At 64.8% G+C, this 18729-nt stretch carries 18 protein-coding genes; 9 read left to right on the forward strand and 9 right to left on the reverse strand.

The window, feature by feature from the left end; genetic code table 11:
• Positions 1-3 precede the first annotated feature (3 nt).
• Both FQ664_RS22590 and FQ664_RS22595 read right to left on the reverse strand, forming a co-directional pair.
• Entirely contained in the window at positions 4-483 is a 480-nt protein-coding gene (locus tag FQ664_RS22590) for a LabA-like NYN domain-containing protein (protein ID WP_004576858.1), read from the reverse strand.
• A 114-nt stretch (positions 484-597) separates the two neighbouring features.
• Positions 598-1353 (reverse strand): DUF2076 domain-containing protein, encoded by a 756-nt coding sequence (locus FQ664_RS22595; RefSeq protein WP_144175025.1) that lies wholly within the window; start codon positions 1351-1353, stop codon positions 598-600.
• A 167-nt stretch (positions 1354-1520) separates the two neighbouring features.
• Between FQ664_RS22595 and FQ664_RS22600 the strand changes: the two genes are divergently transcribed.
• Positions 1521-2177: a YciC family protein gene (locus FQ664_RS22600; protein WP_144175027.1), complete on the forward strand. Its 657-nt coding sequence runs from the start codon at positions 1521-1523 to the stop codon at positions 2175-2177.
• Positions 2178-2213: 36 nt separating this feature from the next.
• Here FQ664_RS22600 and hrpB read toward each other — a convergent pair whose 3' ends face one another.
• Positions 2214-4742, reverse strand: a complete 2529-nt coding sequence (gene hrpB / locus FQ664_RS22605; RefSeq protein WP_144175028.1) for an ATP-dependent helicase HrpB — start codon at positions 4740-4742, stop codon at positions 2214-2216.
• Between the two features lie 116 nt (positions 4743-4858).
• On the opposite strand from hrpB, the gene FQ664_RS22610 reads away from it, so the two are divergent.
• Both FQ664_RS22610 and FQ664_RS22615 read left to right on the forward strand, forming a co-directional pair.
• A complete protein-coding gene (locus tag FQ664_RS22610; protein WP_013974328.1) occupies positions 4859-5278 on the forward strand; it encodes a hypothetical protein in 420 nt (139 codons plus the stop codon).
• A gap of 22 nt (positions 5279-5300) precedes the next feature.
• On the forward strand, positions 5301-6173 hold the full coding sequence (locus tag FQ664_RS22615) for a cation diffusion facilitator family transporter (RefSeq protein ID WP_144175030.1): 873 nt from the start codon (positions 5301-5303) through the stop codon (positions 6171-6173).
• A gap of 130 nt (positions 6174-6303) precedes the next feature.
• Here FQ664_RS22615 and FQ664_RS22625 read toward each other — a convergent pair whose 3' ends face one another.
• Positions 6304-7089, reverse strand: a complete 786-nt coding sequence (locus tag FQ664_RS22625) for a DUF6515 family protein (protein WP_144175031.1) — start codon at positions 7087-7089, stop codon at positions 6304-6306.
• A gap of 395 nt (positions 7090-7484) precedes the next feature.
• Here FQ664_RS22625 and FQ664_RS22630 point away from each other — a divergent pair, with 395 nt between their 5' ends.
• Both FQ664_RS22630 and FQ664_RS22635 read left to right on the forward strand, forming a co-directional pair.
• Entirely contained in the window at positions 7485-7961 is a 477-nt protein-coding gene (locus tag FQ664_RS22630) for an Lrp/AsnC family transcriptional regulator (protein ID WP_003249795.1), read from the forward strand.
• Between the two features lie 54 nt (positions 7962-8015).
• A complete protein-coding gene (locus tag FQ664_RS22635) occupies positions 8016-8219 on the forward strand; it encodes a DUF2788 domain-containing protein (protein ID WP_013974331.1) in 204 nt (67 codons plus the stop codon).
• 200 nt (positions 8220-8419) lie between these two features.
• Here the strand turns inward: FQ664_RS22635 and FQ664_RS22640 are convergent, their stop codons facing one another.
• From FQ664_RS22640 to FQ664_RS22655, 4 genes are all read right to left on the reverse strand, one after another.
• Positions 8420-9052, reverse strand: a complete 633-nt coding sequence (locus FQ664_RS22640; protein ID WP_144175033.1) for a pseudouridine synthase — start codon at positions 9050-9052, stop codon at positions 8420-8422.
• 6 nt (positions 9053-9058) lie between these two features.
• Positions 9059-10522 carry an AMP nucleosidase gene (gene amn, locus FQ664_RS22645; RefSeq protein ID WP_144175034.1) on the reverse strand — a complete coding sequence of 488 codons (1464 nt, stop codon included), beginning with the start codon at positions 10520-10522 and terminating at the stop codon, positions 9059-9061.
• A gap of 114 nt (positions 10523-10636) precedes the next feature.
• On the reverse strand, positions 10637-12289 hold the full coding sequence (locus FQ664_RS22650) for an acyl-CoA dehydrogenase family protein (protein WP_144175036.1): 1653 nt from the start codon (positions 12287-12289) through the stop codon (positions 10637-10639).
• Positions 12290-12461: 172 nt separating this feature from the next.
• Positions 12462-14450, reverse strand: a complete 1989-nt coding sequence (locus FQ664_RS22655) for a sensor histidine kinase (protein WP_144175038.1) — start codon at positions 14448-14450, stop codon at positions 12462-12464.
• 265 nt (positions 14451-14715) lie between these two features.
• On the opposite strand from FQ664_RS22655, the gene FQ664_RS22660 reads away from it, so the two are divergent.
• From FQ664_RS22660 to FQ664_RS22680, 4 genes are all read left to right on the forward strand, one after another.
• Positions 14716-15513: a hydroxymethylpyrimidine/phosphomethylpyrimidine kinase gene (locus tag FQ664_RS22660; RefSeq protein ID WP_144175040.1), complete on the forward strand. Its 798-nt coding sequence runs from the start codon at positions 14716-14718 to the stop codon at positions 15511-15513.
• Positions 15514-15526: 13 nt separating this feature from the next.
• Positions 15527-16150 (forward strand): thiamine phosphate synthase, encoded by a 624-nt coding sequence (gene thiE, locus FQ664_RS22665; protein ID WP_144175042.1) that lies wholly within the window; start codon positions 15527-15529, stop codon positions 16148-16150.
• A 16-nt stretch (positions 16151-16166) separates the two neighbouring features.
• Positions 16167-17450 (forward strand): glutamate-1-semialdehyde 2,1-aminomutase, encoded by a 1284-nt coding sequence (gene hemL, locus FQ664_RS22670; protein ID WP_144175044.1) that lies wholly within the window; start codon positions 16167-16169, stop codon positions 17448-17450.
• A 257-nt stretch (positions 17451-17707) separates the two neighbouring features.
• Positions 17708-18253, forward strand: a complete 546-nt coding sequence (locus FQ664_RS22680) for a tetratricopeptide repeat protein (protein ID WP_144175045.1) — start codon at positions 17708-17710, stop codon at positions 18251-18253.
• A 3-nt stretch (positions 18254-18256) separates the two neighbouring features.
• On the opposite strand, the gene FQ664_RS22685 is transcribed toward FQ664_RS22680, so the two are convergent.
• Positions 18257-18583 (reverse strand): DUF1820 family protein, encoded by a 327-nt coding sequence (locus FQ664_RS22685; protein ID WP_016489346.1) that lies wholly within the window; start codon positions 18581-18583, stop codon positions 18257-18259.
• Positions 18584-18729 lie beyond the last annotated feature (146 nt).

The raw sequence follows: 18729 nt of genomic DNA on the forward strand, positions 1-18729 counted from the left end.
GCCTCAGTGTTTGAGCAACAGCGCACCCTCGATGGGCACATAACGGGTGGCGGCACGGATCAGCGACAGTGCGGTAAGCCCGGGCACACCATACACCACGGCTTCAGTGCCATGGCGCTGGATCACCCGCTCCAGCAGCAGGTCGAAATCACCATCGCCGGAGGCCAGCACCACCTGGTCGACGCGGCTGGCGGCGTCGATCACATCCAGGGTAATGCCCACATCCCAGTCACCCTTGGCCGAGCCATCGCTGCGCTGGATGAAGGGCTTAAGCCGCACATCGAAACCGAGGTTGCGCAAGATCTGCTGGAATTGCTGCTGCTTGCTGTCGCCACGGTCGATGGCATAGGCCACGGCCTCGACGATCTGGCCTTCGCGGCTGACATCGGCCCACAGGGCGGTGTAGTTGAAATGGCAGCCGTGGGCCTGGCGCACGGTGTAGTAGAGGTTCTGCACATCGGCGAACAGCGCGATCTTTTTCACCTGGGCATCTCTTGTCAGGCCGGGATTGCCGGGGGCTGCTGTGCAGCCCTTCGCGGGCACGCCCGCGAAGGGGCGCAAAGCGCCCCCCAAATTGCCAGCAGTATGCCAGACCTGTCAGACGTACGAGTCGTCGTCCGAGAAGAACCCGCCATCATCGCTGCCATAATCGCTGTCCGCGTAACCACCCTGGTCACTGCCCCAGCCACCATTATCAGCCACCTGCTGCTGCGCCCCCGAGTCGTTCCAGCCACCGCTGTCACTGGCCGGCGCCGGCTCTTCCTTGATCACCTCGACCACCTCCTCCGGCTGCGAGTTGTGGTTGAACAGGCTGCTGATGCCCTGCGCCAGCAACACACCACCCGCCACACCGGCTGCAGTCTGCATCGCGCCACCGAGGAAGCTGCTGGCGCCACTGCGTGCCGGCGCAGCGCCAAAGCCAGGCTGCTGCACTTGCGGCTGGGAAAAGCCCGGCGCCGACGGCTCACGCCAGCCACCAGCAGATGCCACGGGGGCTGCAGCGGGACGCTGCGGCTGCACGGCCGGGGCCGCATTGCGCCCAGCCGAACCAAAGATGCTGGACAGGAAACCACCACCGCCATTGCTCGGCGCGCTGCCGGCACGGGCGGCCTCGGCCTGGGCACGGGCCTGCTTCAGTTCGGCTTCCAGCTGCTTGTTCTGCTCGTCGAGGCGCTTGATCGCCGCCTCCTGCACCAGAATCGCCTGGGCCATGTAATAAGGCGCCGCTGGCTGCCGACGCACATGCTCCTCGATGCATGCCTGAGCCTGCGCGTCCCGTGGCTGGCTCGGGTCCTCGGCTTGCTTGATGCGGCCGAACAGGCCGTCGATCAGTGTTTGTTCTTCAGTATTCATGGGGCGACCTCGTGGGGTAGCGGGACAACGGACAGCGTCAAAGATGGGGCGTACAGGCGTGGGATTCAATAACCGGCGGTGTGAAACTTTTTTCAGCAAATGACAGCTCCAAGCCTGCTTTGGGCTAAAGTTAGGCCCCTGTTTTTACTGCCATGCGATGTTGACTGATGAATCCGCTGAGTGTCCTGCGCGACTCCTTGTACTTCTTCCGCCGCCACCTGCCGAACATTCTCCAGCTGTGCCTGCCGCTGGTGGTGCTGGAAGCCCTGATCACTCAACTGCTGTACCGCCAGCTGGGCGACCAGGCATCGCCAGCCTACGGCATGCTGGTGAGTCTGCTGTTCTACCCGCTGTACAGCGCCGCACTGATCCTGTACCTGGACACCCGCAGCAACGGCCAGGACATCGCCAAGCGCGACCTGTTCGCCCGCGCCCTGCAATTGTGGCCGCAGCTGGCCCTGCTGATCCTGATCAGCTCGCTGCTGATCATGGCCGGCCTGGCGCTGTTCATCTTCCCGGGCGTCTGGATCATGATCAATCTGGTGTTCGCCGAGTACCTGCTGGTGCTGCGCGGCCGGCCGGTGGTGCAGTCGATGCGCGACAGCGCCAGCATGACCACCGGGCACTTCATGCGCATCATGATTTGCGTGGTCGGCGTGCTGGCCCCCATCTGGCTGATCGACGGGCTGCTGCTGATGGCCTTCCCCGAGCCATCGCCCGGCATGGAGCTGGCCATGGACAGCCTCAGCGGCTTCCTGCAACTGTTCAGCACCGTGGTACTGTACCGCCTGTTCATGCTGCTGGAAGGCGAAGCCGGAGCATGATGCCCAGGCTCATCACTTGACCGGATAATGCTGCTGTCAGGTCCCCCGAGGCTTGGCCCGTGCCGTAGCCTCGGCCACCAGTGGGTCATCCGGCCAGTAATGCTTCGGATAACGCCCTTTCAGGTCCTTCTTCACCTCGGCATAGGTCGTGCGCCAGAAGTTGGCCAGGTCCTGGGTCACCTGTACCGGGCGGCGCGCCGGTGACAGCAGATGCAGCTTGACCTGCTGGCGGCCATTGGCGATGCGTGGGGTGTCGGCCAGGCCGAACAGCTCCTGCAGGCGCACGGCGAGGATCGGCGGGGTTTCGCTGTAGTCCAGGCGGATATTCGAGCCGGACGGCACCGCCAGATGCGCAGGGGCCTGTTCTTCCAGGCGCTGCGGCAGCGGCCAGGGCAACAGGTTGCGCAGCATCGACGGCAGGTCCAGCGCGGCAAAATGGCTGAGCCGCGACACCTTGCCCAGATAGGGCTGCAACCAGTCTGCCAGGCTGGCGAGCAAAGCTTCGTCACTCAGATCGGGCCACTCGCTATGGCCCTCCTTGGCCAGGTCGAGCTGACGCAACAGCGCCACACGCGACTGCCATTGCCGCAGCTCCGGCGTCCAGGTCAGCAGATTCAGGCCTTTGCGCCTGACCAGGCCCAGTAACGCCCGCGCCCGGGCTTCGTCATCCAGGCCGGGCAGCGGCTCACGGCTGAGCACCAGCTCGCCGACCTTGACCTGGCGCTCGGCGCGCAGCACCTGCTCGCGTTCGTCCCAGTCGAGGATATCAACCCGCTCGACCTGCTCGGCCAGCACGCCCTCAAGCAGCGCCGGATCGAACTCGGCAGCCAAGTAGATGCGTTCTTCGCGCTGGCCCTGGCGGCTGCCCAGGTCGGCGATCACCAGCCACGGGCACTTCATCAGTGCATCAACTTCGGCAAACAGCGCCGCACGGCCGTTGGCCAGCCGGTACTCGGCACCGCCCTCGCGGCGCTGCTGGGCGACGCGGTCAGGATAGGCCAGCGCCAGCAGTGCACCCAGCCAGCGCGGGTGTTCCGGGTCGGCGACCGGTGCACTGGCCTTGCCACGCAACAGGCCGCGGTACTGGCGGGCCAGCTGTCGGGCACGCTGCACGCCACCTTGGCCGCCACGCGCCGCCTTGCTCTCGCCGCTGACCAGGGCCAGCCGGCTGTGCAAATCGGCGCCACCACCACGTTGGATATCCCGCTCCCCCAGCAAAGCCGCCACGTCACAGGCCATTTGTGCCAGGCCCAGGTCCTGGCCGCGCAACAGCAAATGCGCGATACGTGGATGCGCCGGCAGCTCGGCCATGGCCTGGCCGTGTTCGCTGAGGTTGTCACGGCTGCCCGGCTTGAAAGCATTGAGCCGCGCCAGCAGGTCCTGGGCCTGGGCGAAGGCGGCCACCGGTGGCTGGTCTAGCCAGCGCAACTGCTCGGGCGTAACGCCCCAGCGGGCCAGTTGCAGGGCCAGGCCGGCCTGGTCGGCCTGCAGGATTTCGGCACTGCCATGGGCCGCCAGCTGGTCATGCTGGGCTTCGGACCACAGGCGGTAGCACACGCCCGGTTCCAGGCGGCCGGCACGGCCGGCGCGCTGAGTAGCACTGGCGCGGGAGATGCGCTGGGTGTCCAGGCGGGTCATGCCGCTGCCGGGGTCGAAGCGCGGTACCCGGGCCAGGCCGGCGTCGATCACCACGCGCACGCCGTCGATGGTCAGGCTGGTCTCGGCGATGTTGGTGGCCAGCACCACCTTGCGCAGGCCCTTGGGCGCCGGGTCAATAGCCGCTCGCTGGGCATTGAGGTCGAGTTCGCCATGCAGCGGGCAGAGCAGGACTTCGGGCCGTTCAGCCAACGCTTGCTGCAGGCTCTGGTGCACCCGGCGGATTTCGGCCTGGCCCGGCAGGAACACCAGCACACTGCCGGCCTGGTCGGCCAGCGCCTGCAACACGCTGTCCACCACCCGTGGCTCGATGAACTCCCCCGGCTGGAAAGGTCGCCCCCAGCGGATGTCGACCGGGTACATGCGGCCTTCGCTGCTGACCACCGGGGCATCGTCCAGCAGCCGCGACAGGCGCTCGCCCTCCAGGGTCGCGGACATCAGCAGAATCTTCAGGGGCGGCTCGTCACGCAGCAATTCGCGGCCATTCAGGCTCAATGCCAGGGCCAGGTCGGCGTCGAGGCTGCGCTCGTGGAATTCGTCGAAAATCAGCAGGCCCACACCTTCCAGCGCCGGGTCGGCCTGCAGGCGGCGGGTGAGGATACCTTCGGTCACCACCTCGATGCGGGTTTCAGGCCCGACCTTGCTGTCCAGGCGAATGCGGTAGCCCACCGTTTCGCCAACCTGCTCGCCCAGCTCGCTGGCCAGCCGTTCAGCAGCCGCGCGCGCCGCCAGGCGCCGGGGCTCGAGCATGAGAATGCGCTGCCCGGCCAGCCATGGCTCGTTGAGCAGCGCCAGCGGTACGCGGGTGGTCTTGCCCGCGCCGGGTGGCGCCTCGAGCACCGCTTCATCACGGTTTTCCAGGGCCTGGCGCAAGGCGGGCAAGACGGCATCGATCGGTAATGAAATCATGGTGGTCCTCGAACAGTCCCGCGAGTATAACGGCGAACCCAGCCTGCTCTATCATGGTCTTAGCTTCAGGTGCAGGCGCTTCGCTTGCCCTGCTGAATACCTATTCGGAGATTTACATGCGCATCCCAACCCGCGTCATCGGTGGCGCCCTCATCGTCACCTTGCTGACCCAACTGACCGCCTGCGGCACCATTCTCTACCCGGAGCGTCGCGGCCAGATCGGCGGCAAGATCGACCCTGTGGTTGCCGCAATGGATGCCATCGGCATCCTGTTCTACGTGATCCCGGGGCTGATCGCCTTCGGTATCGACTTCGCCACGGGCGCCATCTATTACTCAGGCGGACGATCTGCCCAGGTCGACCCGGTCAAACTGCGCGAGGCTGTCAGCCCCGATGGCAAGGTCGACAACCTGAAGTTGCAGGCCATTCTCGAAAGCGAACTGGGCCAGCGCCTGCCGCTGAACGACCCACGGCTGATCCAGCATCGCGGCAGCATCGAGCAGTTGGCCAGCCTGGGCCTGGTGCCGGCAGCCTGAACCACAAGGACACTGACCACGGATGACGACCACCCCAGCTGAACACCAGCGTCTGCTACGCCTGGCCACCCGCGCATCACTGGCGGTGGCCAGCATCCTGGTCCTGAGCAAGGCGCTGGCCTGGTGGCTGAGCGGCTCGGTGAGCCTGCTGGCCGGGCTGACCGACTCGGCACTGGATGCCGTTGCCTCGTTCCTCAACCTGCTCGCCGTGCACTATGCCTTGCGCCCGGCCGACGACGACCACCGTTTCGGTCATGGCAAGGCCGAAGCCCTGGCCGGTATGGCGCAGGCGCTGTTCATCGGGGTCAGTGCGGTGCTGATCGGGGTGCAGGCGGTGGAACGCCTGCATACCCCGCAACCCCTCGGTGATACCACCACCGGTATCGCGGTAATGCTGCTGTCGCTGGTGCTGACCCTTGCCCTGCTGGCACTGCAACGCAAGGTCATCCGCCTGACCGGCTCCACGGCGGTGCGGGCCGACTCCCTGCACTATCGCTCGGACCTGCTGCTCAACGGCAGCATCCTGCTGGCCCTGCTGCTGGCACGCTTTGGCTGGCCGCAGCTGGATGCGCTGTTCGGTCTGGGCATTGCCGTCTACATCCTCTGGAGCGCGCTACAGATCGCCCGGGAGAGTACGGCCATCCTGATGGACCAGGCACTGCCCGGCGATGTTGGCGAGGACATGGCTGCGCTGGTGCTGGCCATTCCCGGAGTGGAAGGCGTGCATGACCTGCGTACGCGGGTGTCGGGCAACCAGTGGTTCGTGCAGCTGCACCTGGAGATGCCGGGGCAGTTACCGCTGCATGAAGCGCACGCCTTGTGCGTGGAGGCCTCACGGGTGATCCGCCAGCATTATCCACAGGCGGATGTGATGGTGCATGCGGATCCGGTGTGAATCAGTGAGCGTAACTGTGGGAGCGGGTTTACCCGCGAACACCGGCACAGCCGGTGCCATGCACCGCGTCGCATTCTTCGCGGGTAAACCCGCTCCCACAGGGCTCTCCGTTGCAGGGACGTGTCCCGCTTCAGTTGATGCTGTAGCCCCGGCCACTGAAGCATGCTCCCAACGCCCGCCGGTAGTTGTCAGCCACGTTGGCCGGCGGCGCATGAGTCGCCGTTGCCGGGTCGAAGCCTGACTGGTTCACGGCCCAGCGGTGGCACTGGTAACGGTCCTGGTCCTGCTGTTCCTGCCCTTGCCCATACATCGGGTAGGCCACCACGTCATACCCACCGCCTACAGGTGCCGGCGCGGCAACCGGCGGGTTGACCACCACGTAATCGCGGCTGTCAGCCTGGTACTGGTAATAGGTATCGGCCACCAGGAAGAACAACGCCCCACCCAGCCAGACCTCCCGCGCATAGGGCGGCAGGTAATTGACCCGCACGCCGTAGGGCGGGGCCACCACGACATAGCGGCCGCCATGAGGGCGGTACCAGTAACCACCGGAGTAGAAGTAATCATCGCCACGGTAGGGCACTTTCCAGTAGCGGTCCGGGAAGTGATCGATGGTGTGCCCCGGACGATACTGCGGCCCCGGCCCCCAGCCATTGCCATGACCGTCCGGGCGCCCCTGCCAGTCACCGCCAGGCCGTTGCCCTGGGCCACCGCCTTCCCAGTAGCGGTTATCGCCATGGCGGCGGGGAATATCCTGATAGTAGCCCTGACGCGGCGGCTGGGTCTGCTGCACTTCGTCACGCGAATTGAGCGAGCGCCCTGGCGCCCCCTCGCCCGGCCCTTCGGCCATTGCCCCGAGGCTGATGCTCGCTCCCAACACACCAACACCTGCCAACTGCCAGATGCGTGACTTCATGCTGTTCCTCTCGGTAGAAAATACGGCAACCACAGCCAGTCTACCGCGCCCGTAACGCAGGCCAATTAAATTTCCAGCCATGAAAAAAGGGAGGCCACAGGGCCTCCCTTCAGGAATTGTCGTCCGTGCTCGGCACTTGTGGCGCCGGCTCACCTCACACCGTCTTCTGGAAGGTGTGTAGCCCGGGGGCCTGCAGATCCTGTTGGATGGCTGGCCGCGACCGCCCGCCTAGGGCGCGTCGCCGTGGACTGATGTCCGGGCAGTGATTCTGTGGATAAAGATACCGAAGCAGTTGCGGCAGATGATTGCGAAGATTGCTCAGATAAATAGCACTTGCGCAATTTTTCACCCTGGATTGATAATTCACCGCAATCCGAACAGAAAAGGCATAAACCATGAGCAAACTTGACCGCTACGACCTGAGCATCCTCGCCGAATTGCAGCGCGATGCGCGCATTTCCAACCAGGAATTGGCCGAACGCATCGGCCTGTCGCCTTCGCCATGCTCGCGTCGGGTCAAGCAACTGGAGGACGATGGCTACATCTCGCGCCAGGTGGCCCTGCTCGACCGCAAGAAGCTGGGCCTGAGCCTGACGGCCTACGTGCTGATCGGCATGGATCGTCACACCCCGGAGCGTTTCGAAACATTCGAGGCGGCCATCCGCAACCTGCCCCAGGTGCTCGAGTGCAGCCTGGTCACCGGCATGGATGCCGACTACCAGCTGAAAGTGGTGGTGCCCGACATGGACCACTACCAGAAACTGCTGCTAGGCAGCCTGACCCGTATTGAAGGCGTCACCAGCGTGCGTTCGAGCTTCGTGCTCAACCAGGTGCTGGCCAGCACCGAGCTGCCATTGACCCACCTGCGTTAATTGCCTACGCCAGCAGGCGTATAATCGGACGCTCAACCCGCCTGGAGAACACTGATGGATCCCGCCGTATTCGAAGAGTGGATGATGATCATCCTGGTCACCGTGTTGATCGGTTTCATGGGTTTCATCGTCTGGGACCTGGCGAAAAAGTCCAAGGCCGGGCGGTTCGGGACGCTGATCCTGTTCTTCGTGCTGGGGCTGGGGGTGTTGGCCTTCATCATCAAGAGCGTGGTGGTGGGGTTTCTGGAAGGGGTGTAATAAATTGCAGGGCCATTCGCGGGCACGCCCGCTCTCATAGAACTGCACATAACTCGCTGAATTAGCCGCTCCCACAGGATGCACGGACCGCTTGCGAATTCAGTTCTCTATGCGACAGCGCAGACCAAAGGGCTGGGCCATCTCCCACAGGTACAGCGCCATACAAGCGGGCGTGCCCGCGAATAGGCCCTTGAACTGGACTAGAGCTTGGCGGCCACTTCGCGCCAGCAGCCCTGCTCCAACCCGTCCAGCGCCCAGTCGCCAATCCGCACCCGCACCAGGCGCAAGGTCGGCAACCCCACCGCCGCCGTCATCCGCCGCACCTGGCGGTTACGCCCTTCGCGAATCACCAGCTCCAGCCAGCTGGTCGGCACGCTCTTGCGAAACCGTACCGGCGGGTTGCGCGGCCACAGCGCCGGCTCGTCCAGGCGCCGCGCCTCGGCCGGCAAGGTCGGCCCGTCGTTCAGCTCCACGCCATCGCGCAAGCGCTGCAACTGCTCCTCGCTCGGCTCCCCCTCCACCTGAACCCAGTAAGTCTTGGCCAGCTTGTGCTTCGGGTCGGCAATGCGCGCCTGCAGGCCGCCGTCGTTGGTCAGCAGCAGCAGGCCTTCACTGTCGCGGTCCAGCCGCCCGGCCGGGTATACGCCCGGGATGTCGATGTAGTCCTTGAGCGTCGCGCGCCCGTCGCCGTCGCTGAACTGGGTCAGCACGTCGAACGGTTTGTTGAACAGGATCAGGCGCGACTCGGCCGGTGGCGCCTTGGGCTGGCGACGCGGGCCAGTGGCAGGCCGCGCCTGGGGGCGGCGCGGCTTGGAACGGGGTGGCAGTGACATGGATCCTCAGCGGAACGGCGGCTCATCGAAACTGCGCAGTTTACGCGAGTGCAGCGAGTTGAGCTCGGTACGCAGCAGGTCGAGGGCGGCAATGCCGATCTTCAAATGCTGGCTGACCGCCCGGTTATAGAAGGCGTTGGCCGAGCCCGGCAGCTTGATCTCGCTGTGCAGCGGCTTGTCGGACACACACAGCAAGGTGCCGTAAGGCACGCGCAAACGGTAACCCTGGGCGGCGATGGTACCGCTTTCCATGTCCACCGCCACGGCACGCGACAGGTTGATCAGCGGCCGTTCCTGGGCCCAGCGCAGCTCCCAGTTGCGGTCATCGTAGGTCAGCACGGTGCCGGTGCGCAGGCGCTTCTTCAGCTGTTCGCCACGCTCGCCGGTGACCTGCGCGGCAGCTTCCTGCAAGGCCAGCTGCACTTCGGCAAGGGCCGGAATCGGGATGTTCGGTGGCACCACCCGGTCGAGAATGCCGTCACGGCGCATGTAGGCGTGTGCCAGCACATAGTCGCCGATGGTCTGCGACTGCCGCAGGCCGCCGCAGTGGCCGATCATCAGCCAGCAGTGCGGGCGCAGCACGGCCAGGTGGTCGGTGATGTTCTTGGCATTGGACGGGCCGACGCCGATATTGACCAGCGTGACGCCGTCGCCGTCGGCGGCGATCAGGTGATACGCCGGCATCTGGTAGCGGTGCCAGACCACGCTGGCCACCAGGGCCTGGGTTTCACCGTGATCCATGCCCTTTTCGATCACCACGTTGCCCGGCAGCACCATGCGCACGAAGCGCGGGTCGTCACGCAACTGGTCGAGACCGTGGCTGATGAACTGGTCGACATAGCGGTGGTAGTTGGTCAGCAGGATCCACGGCTGCACATGGCGCCAGTCGCTGCCGGTGTAGTGCACCAGGCGGCGCAGCGAGAAGTCGACCCGTGCGGCATCGAACAGCGCCAGCGGCAGGGTTTCGGCACTGCCCCAGTCGCAAAGGCCATCGGCGATATTGTCGGTGGCAGCCGACAGGTCAGTGCTGGGGAACACCCGCGCCAGTTGCGCGGCGGTGATGCCGCTGCCGGCCAGCTCGTCGCCCTGGTCGACCACGTAGGGATAAGGGATGTTCTGTTCGCTGACACCGACCTCTACCGTAACGGTGTAGTCATGCATCAGCGGGCGCAGTTGCTCCAGCAGGTAGCCACGGAATGCAGCTGGCTGGGTGATGGTGACGCTGTAGGTCCCGGCCACCTGGACCTTGGCGTAGGCCCGCGTGGTGGCGGCGACTTCACCGTGGCTGTAGTAGGTCAGGCGCAGCGCCGGGTAGCGGAACAGGTCGCGCTCTTCGGCGCCCGGCTCGGTACGGTCCTTCAGGTAACGCTTGAGGGCCTGGCTAAGGGCCCCGGTGGCCTGTTCATGCAGGGCCGCCAAACGGTCGACGGCCTGTTCGGGGGTATCAACGACTACAAAAGCTTGGCTCACACTGTGCTTCCTGTCTGGACATGCATGTGAACCATCTTGCCTGCCTTCTTGGCTAAATACACCCCCATTGATCGGTGTTGGATTCATTCGCGGGCACGCCCGCGAGAAGCCAGCTCAGTTCGCCCAGGCTGGTGTAGCCCTGGCCACCAATGCCGCCACATCCACACCCCGCGGCAACGCCCCATAAACGCGCCCCCCACCCGCCAAGCGGCTGTCGATAAACGCATCACTGACCACCGCATTGCCCGCCTCCAGCAACAGCTTGGCCTGCAGCGCCAGGGCAATATCCTCGGTCAGCTGCCGCGCGCGGTACTGCATGTCGCCAGTGTCGGCAAACGCCCCCTTGAGGTTGCCGATGTGCGCCGCCAGGCGCGGGTCCCCGTGCCCATCACCCAGCTCGGCGAACAGCGCATCGAGCACGCCCGGTTCCTTGGACAAGGCCCGCAACACATCCAGGCACTGCACATTGCCCGAGCCTTCCCAGGTCGAGTTGACCGGCGCTTCGCGGTACAGCCGTGGCAGGATGCTGTCTTCCACATAACCCGCCCCACCCAGGCATTCGGCAGCCTCGTTGATCATGGCCGGCGCACGCTTGCAGATCCAGTACTTGCCCACCGCCGTGACCAGCCGGGCGAAATGCGCCTGCTGCGGGTCGTCCAGCTGCTCCAGCGCCTGCCCCATGCGCAGACTCAGGGCCAGCGCGGCCTCGCTTTCCAGGGCCAGGTCGGCCAGCACGTTCTGCATCAACGGCTGCTCGCTCAGCAGCCGCCCACCGACCTTGCGGTGCGCGCAGTGGTGGGCCGCCTGGGTCAGCGCCTGGCGCATCAGGGCACTGGAGCCGACCATGCAGTCGAAGCGGGTCATGGCCACCATCTCGATGATGGTCGGCACACCCCGCCCTTCTTCCCCGACCATCCACGCCAGGGCACCGCGGAATTCCACCTCGCTGGAGGCGTTGGAGCTGTTGCCCAGCTTGTTCTTCAGGCGCTGGATATAGAACTGGTTGCGGTTGTCGTCCGGGCGGTGACGCGGCAGCAGGAAGCAGCTCAGGCCTTTGTCGGTTTGTGCCAGGGTAAGGAAGGCATCGCACATCGGTGCCGAGCAGAACCACTTGTGCCCGACCAGCTCATAGGCCTGGCCCGGGCCAGCGGCACCGACCGGATAAGCCCGGGTGGTGTTGGCGCGTACATCGGTGCCACCCTGCTTCTCGGTCATGGCCATGCCCAGGGTGACCCCGGCCTTGTGCCGGTCGCCGACGTTGCGCGGGTCGTATTCGCAGGCGAGGATCTTCGGCAGCCAGTACTCGGCCAGCTCAGGCTGCAGCCGCAGCGCAGGCACGGCAGCGAAGGTCATGGTCAGCGGGCAGCCGGTACCGGCCTCGGCCTGGCTGTGCAGATAAGTCATCGAAGCCCGCGCCACATGGGCGCCAGGGCGGGGTTCGGCCCACGGTAGCGAAGGCAGGCCGTGCTCGACGGCGGTGCGCATCAGTTCGTGGTAGGCCGGGTGGAATTCGACCAGGTCGATGCGATGGCCGTAGCGGTCATGGCTGCTGAACTCCGGCTTGTGCGCATTGGCCAGGAAACCCGCCTGCATCAACGGGCCACCGGCCAGGGCCCCGTAGGCATCGATCCGCGACTCGGCCCAACCCGCGCCAAAGCGCCGCGACCATTCCTGTAGCGGCAGGTCGAGGCGGTACAGGTTGGCACCGTCGAGGGGCGGTGGCTGGTTGGTGACTTCGTGGGTTTCAGCGTACTGGTGCAGGTTCATCGGGGGCTCCTGGATCCGGGTAGCTTGAGAGACCCAGTGAAGCACTCTGTACGAGTCAGTCAAAGTGACATTAATGACTAAACATGTGGTGGGGAGCGCATGTGTTGAGGATGCATCAGGGCTGACTGGTGTTCGCCACGACACCTGCCAGCCCCAACCTAAAGCCATGCCTTCACAACGACCGCCGCGTCTGCAAGATGTCCGGGCCCATCTGCACCTGCGAAACAGCCATGTTCAAACTCAACTCGAACCGGCTCCCCAACCCCCGCGTCGACTCGTGCGACAACCGCGCCCCCAGCAACTCCCCCATCTGCCGGCAAATCGACAAGCCGATCCCCAGCCCGCCATAATGCCGGGTCATCGAGCCATCGACCTGGAAGAAGCGCTGATACAGGGTCGACTGGTCCAGGTCATCGAAGCCAATACCGCTGTCGCTGACAATGAAAGTCAGCGCCAGGTCATCCGTCCCCGCCCGGCGGCCACGCACCTGAATCATCACCCCGCCCTGGTGGGTGAACTTCAGCCCGTTGTCCACCAGGCATCCCAGGCAGTGGGCCAGTTTCTGGCCGTCGCCCAGCAGCTCGTCCGGCAAGTCGGCGGGGATGTCCAGGCTCAGGTACAAGCCTTTGCCCAAAGCCCGCCCGGCATAACCGGCGCGCAAGCCCTGCAACAGGGTACGCAGGCTGAACGGCGCCGGCTGCGCGCGCAGGCGGCCGGCCTGCAGTTCGGACAGGGTAAGAATGGCATCGACCATCTCCATCATGCCCTGGGCCGACCCCACCGCCGTTCGATGGTACTGGGCCATTTCGGCCTCCATCGGCAGGGTGTGCATCAGCTCCAGCGAGCCGATCACACCATTCATCGGCGTGCGCAGCTCATGGGTCACGCTGGCCAGAAACTCGTCTTTCAGGCGGTTGCTCCTGGCCAGTTGCAAGTTCAGTTGCTCCAGCGTGCGCCCAGTGTCACGCAAGGTCTGCGCCTGCTGCTCGCGCAGGCTGTTGATACGGTCGGCCAGCGCCAACGACAGCAAGGCCACCTCCAGCGCCGAGCCCAGCTGGCTGGCATACATGGTGATGAACACGTTTGGCAGGTAGCCCAGCACCATCAGGGTATTGACCAGGCCACCGAGCAGGAACGCCGTCCAGGCGATGATGAACCAGCGTGCCACGCGCAAGCCACGCCACCAGGCGTACAGCCCGGCAGCGAAGATGCTCACGGTAAACAGCAAGGCCAGCACCGTGGCCATGCGCAGGGCGACGCCGTAGGGCATGCTAACCGCCAGCAGCATGACCAGCGCGCCACCCAGCATCAGCAGCTGCAGCAGCCAGTCTAAACCACGGCTGACGCTGCCAAGTTGCAGGAAATGCCGGGCGAACTGGCAGCCGAACAGGCCAGCGGCCCCGATGAACAGCGGCGTCGAGGCATTCGCCCACCAGGGGCTGTCCGGCCAGAAGTAGGCCACACCGGCGCCATTCACCGACACCTGGTAAAAACCGAACGAAGCGATATAGAGGATGTAGTAGAGGTAGCTGACGTCGCGCACGCTGAGGTAGATGAACAGGTTGTACACCAGCATCACCAGCAGTACGCCGTAGATCATCCCCAGCACATAAAGGCGCGTGGGCTGCTGCTCCATGTAGGCCTCGGCGGACCACAGTGCCAGCGGCGCCTGCACCGAGCCCTGGCTGTGCAGGCGCAGGTAGGCGGTGGTTACCTGGCCAGGCACCAACGGCAGCTCGAACAGGTAGTTGTTCTGCCGGATCTGCCGGCTGTCGTAGGGCAAGGCATCACCGGTGCGCTGGACCAGGCGGTAACTGCCACTGTGGTCGGGCAGATACAGCTCGAGGTGGTCCAGCGGTGGATAGGCCAGCTCCAGCAGCCATTGCCGTGGGGCGGTGCCGGGCGCGGCGACAGGGCGCAGTTCGACCTTGATCCAGAACACCGAGGTAGAATAACCGGCGTTCAACACGTCTTCGTGGTGGCGGCGAAAGTACTTGGCGAACCCAGGGGCACTGACCTGGGCGATGCTGGTACTGCCATCGCGGTCTTCATAAACCTGCATGGCCTTGCCCAGCGGAAGATGCCGGGTAGCGTCGTCGAAATCGACGGCTCCAGCCAGCATGGGCAGCAAGCCCAGAAGCACAATCAGCAAATAGCGCATATAGCCCCAGCATGGCCTGTCCGGTCGAGTCGCGGTAGCCTCCCATCCGTTTGAGACGACGTGATCCGGCAGAACCCGTTTGTAGAGTTATCCGAGCACTCTAGCATAGCTTCGCAACCTGGTAATCGACCATATCCAATCACAAAGAAACGGCTCTAAATCAATGCTTTCACAAATAAACAAGAATAAAATCTGACCTTATGATCAACAAAACTCGTTTGTAGGACGATCCGCCCAAACAGGATTGGTGATAAGCTCGCCGACCATGAATACCTACAGCTCCCGCCCCGTTGTCCTCTGTCTCTCCGGCCACGACCCCAGTGGCGGCGCCGGCCTGCAGGCAGATATCGAAGCCCTGATCGCCCAAGGCTGTCACGCCGCACCCGCAGTGACCGCCCTGACCGTGCAGGATACCGTCAACGTTTCCGACTTCCGCGTGCTTGACCGCGAGTGGGTGCTGGCCCAGGCCAACGCCGTGCTGGCCGACGCCACGGTGGCCGCCGTCAAGCTGGGCATGCTCGGTTCGATCGAGATGGTCGACACCGTCGCCGAACTGCTGGCCACCCACCCGCACCTGCCGCTGGTCTGCGACCCGGTGCTGCGTGCCGGTGGTGGCGGCCGCCTGGGCAAGGACGAAGTGGGCTACGCCCTGCGCGAACGCCTGCTGCCGCTGGCGACCATCGCCACGCCGAACCTGCCCGAAGCCCGCATCCTTGCCGAACTGCCCGAAGGCAGCGCCGACGAGTGTGCCGAAAAACTGTTGCCGTTCTGTAGACACCTGCTGATTACCGGCGGTCACGGCGACGAAGACGAAATTCACAACCGCCTGTACAGCCGCGACGGCCAGCGCCACACCTGGACCTGCCAGCGCCTGCCGGGCAGCTACCACGGCTCGGGCTGCACCCTGGCCAGCGCCCTGGCCGGCCGCCTGGCCCTCGGCGAGCAACTGGAAAGCGCCGTACGCAGCGCCCTGGACTACACCTGGCGCACCCTGCGTGACGCCGAACAGCTGGGCAAGGGCCAGTTCGTGCCGCGCCGTCTGCCGCTGGATTTCTGCTCCTGACACGAGGCCTTCAATGAAGCTACGCGGTCTGTACGCCATCACCGACAGCCAGCTGCTCGCTGGTCGTTTCCTGTCCCATGTCGAGGCGGCACTGGAAGGCGGCGTGTGCCTGCTGCAGTACCGCGACAAAAGCGACGACGCCGCGCGCCGCCTGCGTGAAGCCGAAGGGCTGATGAAGCTCTGCGAGCGCTACGGCACCCAGCTGGTCATCAACGACGATGCCGAACTGGCCGCGCGCCTGGGCGTCGGCGTGCACCTGGGCCAGACCGACGGCCCGCTGACCCCGGCCCGCGCCTTGCTCGGCCGCCAGGCGATCATCGGTGCCACCTGCCACGCCAGCCTCGAACTGGCCGCCCAGGCTGCCAGCGAAGGTGCCAGCTACGTGGCCTTCGGCCGCTTCTTCAACTCCGTCACCAAGCCAGGCGCCCCCGCTGCCAACATCGAACTGCTGAAGCAGGCTCGCGCCCAGGTGAAACTGCCGATCGCGGTGATCGGCGGCATTACCCTCGACAACGCCGCTGCGCTGGTCGCCCATGGCGCCGACCTGCTGGCGGTGATCCACGGCCTGTTCGGTGCCGACAGCGCGCAGGAAGTCACCCGCCGCGCCCGCGCCTTCAACGCCTTGTTCGCATCCTGATTCGAGAGAACCTTCCATGTCCCGTTCCGAAGCCCTGTTCGCCCAAGCCCAGAAGCACATCCCCGGTGGCGTCAACTCGCCAGTCCGCGCTTTCAAGAGCGTTGGCGGCACGCCGCTGTTCTTCAAGCATGCCGAAGGCGCCTACGTCGTTGACGAGGATGACAAGCGCTACGTCGACTACGTCGGCTCCTGGGGCCCGATGATCCTCGGCCACGGCCACCCGGACGTGCTGGACTCGGTACGCAAGCAGCTGGAGCACGGCCTGTCCTACGGTGCGCCAACCGCCATGGAAACCGAAATGGCCGACCAGGTCTGCTCGATCGTGCCGTCGATGGAAATGGTGCGCATGGTCAGCTCGGGCACCGAAGCCACCATGAGCGCCATCCGCCTGGCCCGTGGCTACACCGGCCGTGACGCCATCATCAAGTTCGAAGGCTGCTACCACGGCCACTCCGACAGCCTGCTGGTAAAGGCCGGTTCGGGCCTGCTGACCCAGGGCGTGCCAAGCTCGGCGGGCGTGCCGGCGGACTTTGCCAAACACACCCTGACCCTGCCGTTCAACGACATCGCCGCCGTCGAGAAAACCCTCGCCGAGGTCGGCCAGACCGTCGCCTGCATCATCGTCGAGCCGGTGGCCGGCAACATGAACTGCGTACCGCCGGCGCCAGGCTTCCTTGAAGGCCTGCGCGAGCAGTGCGACAAGCACGGCGTGGTGTTGATCTTCGACGAAGTGATGACCGGTTTCCGCGTCTCGCTCGGCGGCGCCCAGGGCCACTACGGCATCAAGCCGGACCTGTCGACCTTCGGCAAGATCGTCGGTGGCGGCATGCCGGTCGGCTGCTTCGGCGGCAAGCGTGAAATCATGGGCTGCATCGCCCCGCTCGGCCCGGTCTACCAGGCCGGTACCCTGTCGGGTAACCCGCTGGCCATGGCCGCCGGCCTGACCACCCTGAAGCTGATCAGCCGCCCGGGCTTCCATGCCGAGCTGACCGACTACACCAGCCGCATGCTCGACGGCCTGCAACAGCGCGCCGATGCCGCTGGCGTGCCGTTCGTCACCACCCAGGCAGGCGCCATGTTCGGCCTGTACTTCAGCGGTGCCGACGACATCGTCACCTTCGACGACGTGATGGCCAGCGATGCCGATCGCTTCAAGCGTTTCTTCCACCTGATGCTCGACGGTGGCGTGTACCTGGCACCGAGCGCGTTCGAGGCGGGCTTCACCTCCATCGCCCATGGCGACAAGGAACTGCAGATCACCCTGGATGCGGCTGAAAAGGCCTTTGCAGCCCTGAAGTAATGCAGTGTCTGTCCCGGCCCTTTCGCGGGTAAACCCGCTCCCACAGGGACTGCGCAACCCTTGAAAGCGGCGCGGTCCCTGTGGGAGCGGGTTCACCCGCGAAGAGGCCGGTACAGGCAATAAATACCCATGCACAATCAGCTGACTTCCCCATCCAAGCAGAAATTCGAGTAAAACTTTGTAAGGTTGGCGCTGCTTATCCCATAATGTGCCACCAGAGACATTGGCCGCAGCTTTGCAGAGGTAAGTCGATCCCCATGAACCGCACCGGCCGCGCCCTGACCCTGGGCTGCCTGTTGCTTCTTCAGCCCCTGCTGGCCCTGGCGGAGGGCGGTAACTCGTTGCTGATTCCGGCGACGGGCCGCTGCACCTTGAACGTTCAGCCTGAAGACCTGGCAAACGCCCTCAAGGCCTGCGAGCAGACGGCAACCACGGGGGATGCCCAGGCGCAGTTCGAACTGGGCGAGTACTACTACACGCAAACACCAAAAAACCTGAACAAGGCCCTGGACTGGTTCCAGAAGGCGTCGCTGCAAGGCCACGCCGACGCCCAGTACCGCCTGGGCGCCATGTTCTTCCGTGGCGAAGGGGTCAAGGCCAACAATGTGCAGGCCTATATCCTGCTGAAGATGGCTGCGGTGAACGGCGCCGAAGATGCGCTGGACATGGCCGACGAAGTGACCGAGCAAATGCCCCGCGACGAGCTGGAGCATGCCACCCAGGTGCTCGGCCAGATCTTCCGCAAGTACCTGCTGGAACTGCAGAACGCCGAAGGGCGCACGCCGTTCTCACCACTCCCCTGAGGCTTACTTCTCCGGCATCGGCATCGGGAACGGCATCACGTTGCCGCCGCCCTTGGCTTCGCTGATCTTCGCCGTGCCCAGGCGCTCCACCTCATCGATGCGCACGATCGAGTGCATCGGCACGAAACTACGAATTACCCCCTCGAACTGGCTCTTGAGCTTCTCCTCGCTCGGGTCCACCACCAGCTGCGAGCGCTCGCCGAACACAAATTCTTCGATTTCCAGAAAGCCCCACAGGTCGCTCTGGTAGATCTGCTTGGCATACATCTCGAAGACCTGCCCCTGGTTGAGGAAGATCACTTTATAGATGGCAGGTTCACGTTTGCTCATGTTCGGCGGGATAACACATGCGTAAGAAAAGGCGGGCATCATACCAGACAGCCTTGCTGATCTGTGTTGCCTGCCCCGGCCTCATCGCCGGCAAGCCAGCTCCCACAGGTGCCGCGCTATCCCCAGACCTGCGCAGTACCTGTGGG

Origin of the sequence: Pseudomonas persica (assembly GCF_900291015.1) — a bacterium.
Taxonomy (GTDB): Bacteria; Pseudomonadota; Gammaproteobacteria; order Pseudomonadales; family Pseudomonadaceae; genus Aquipseudomonas.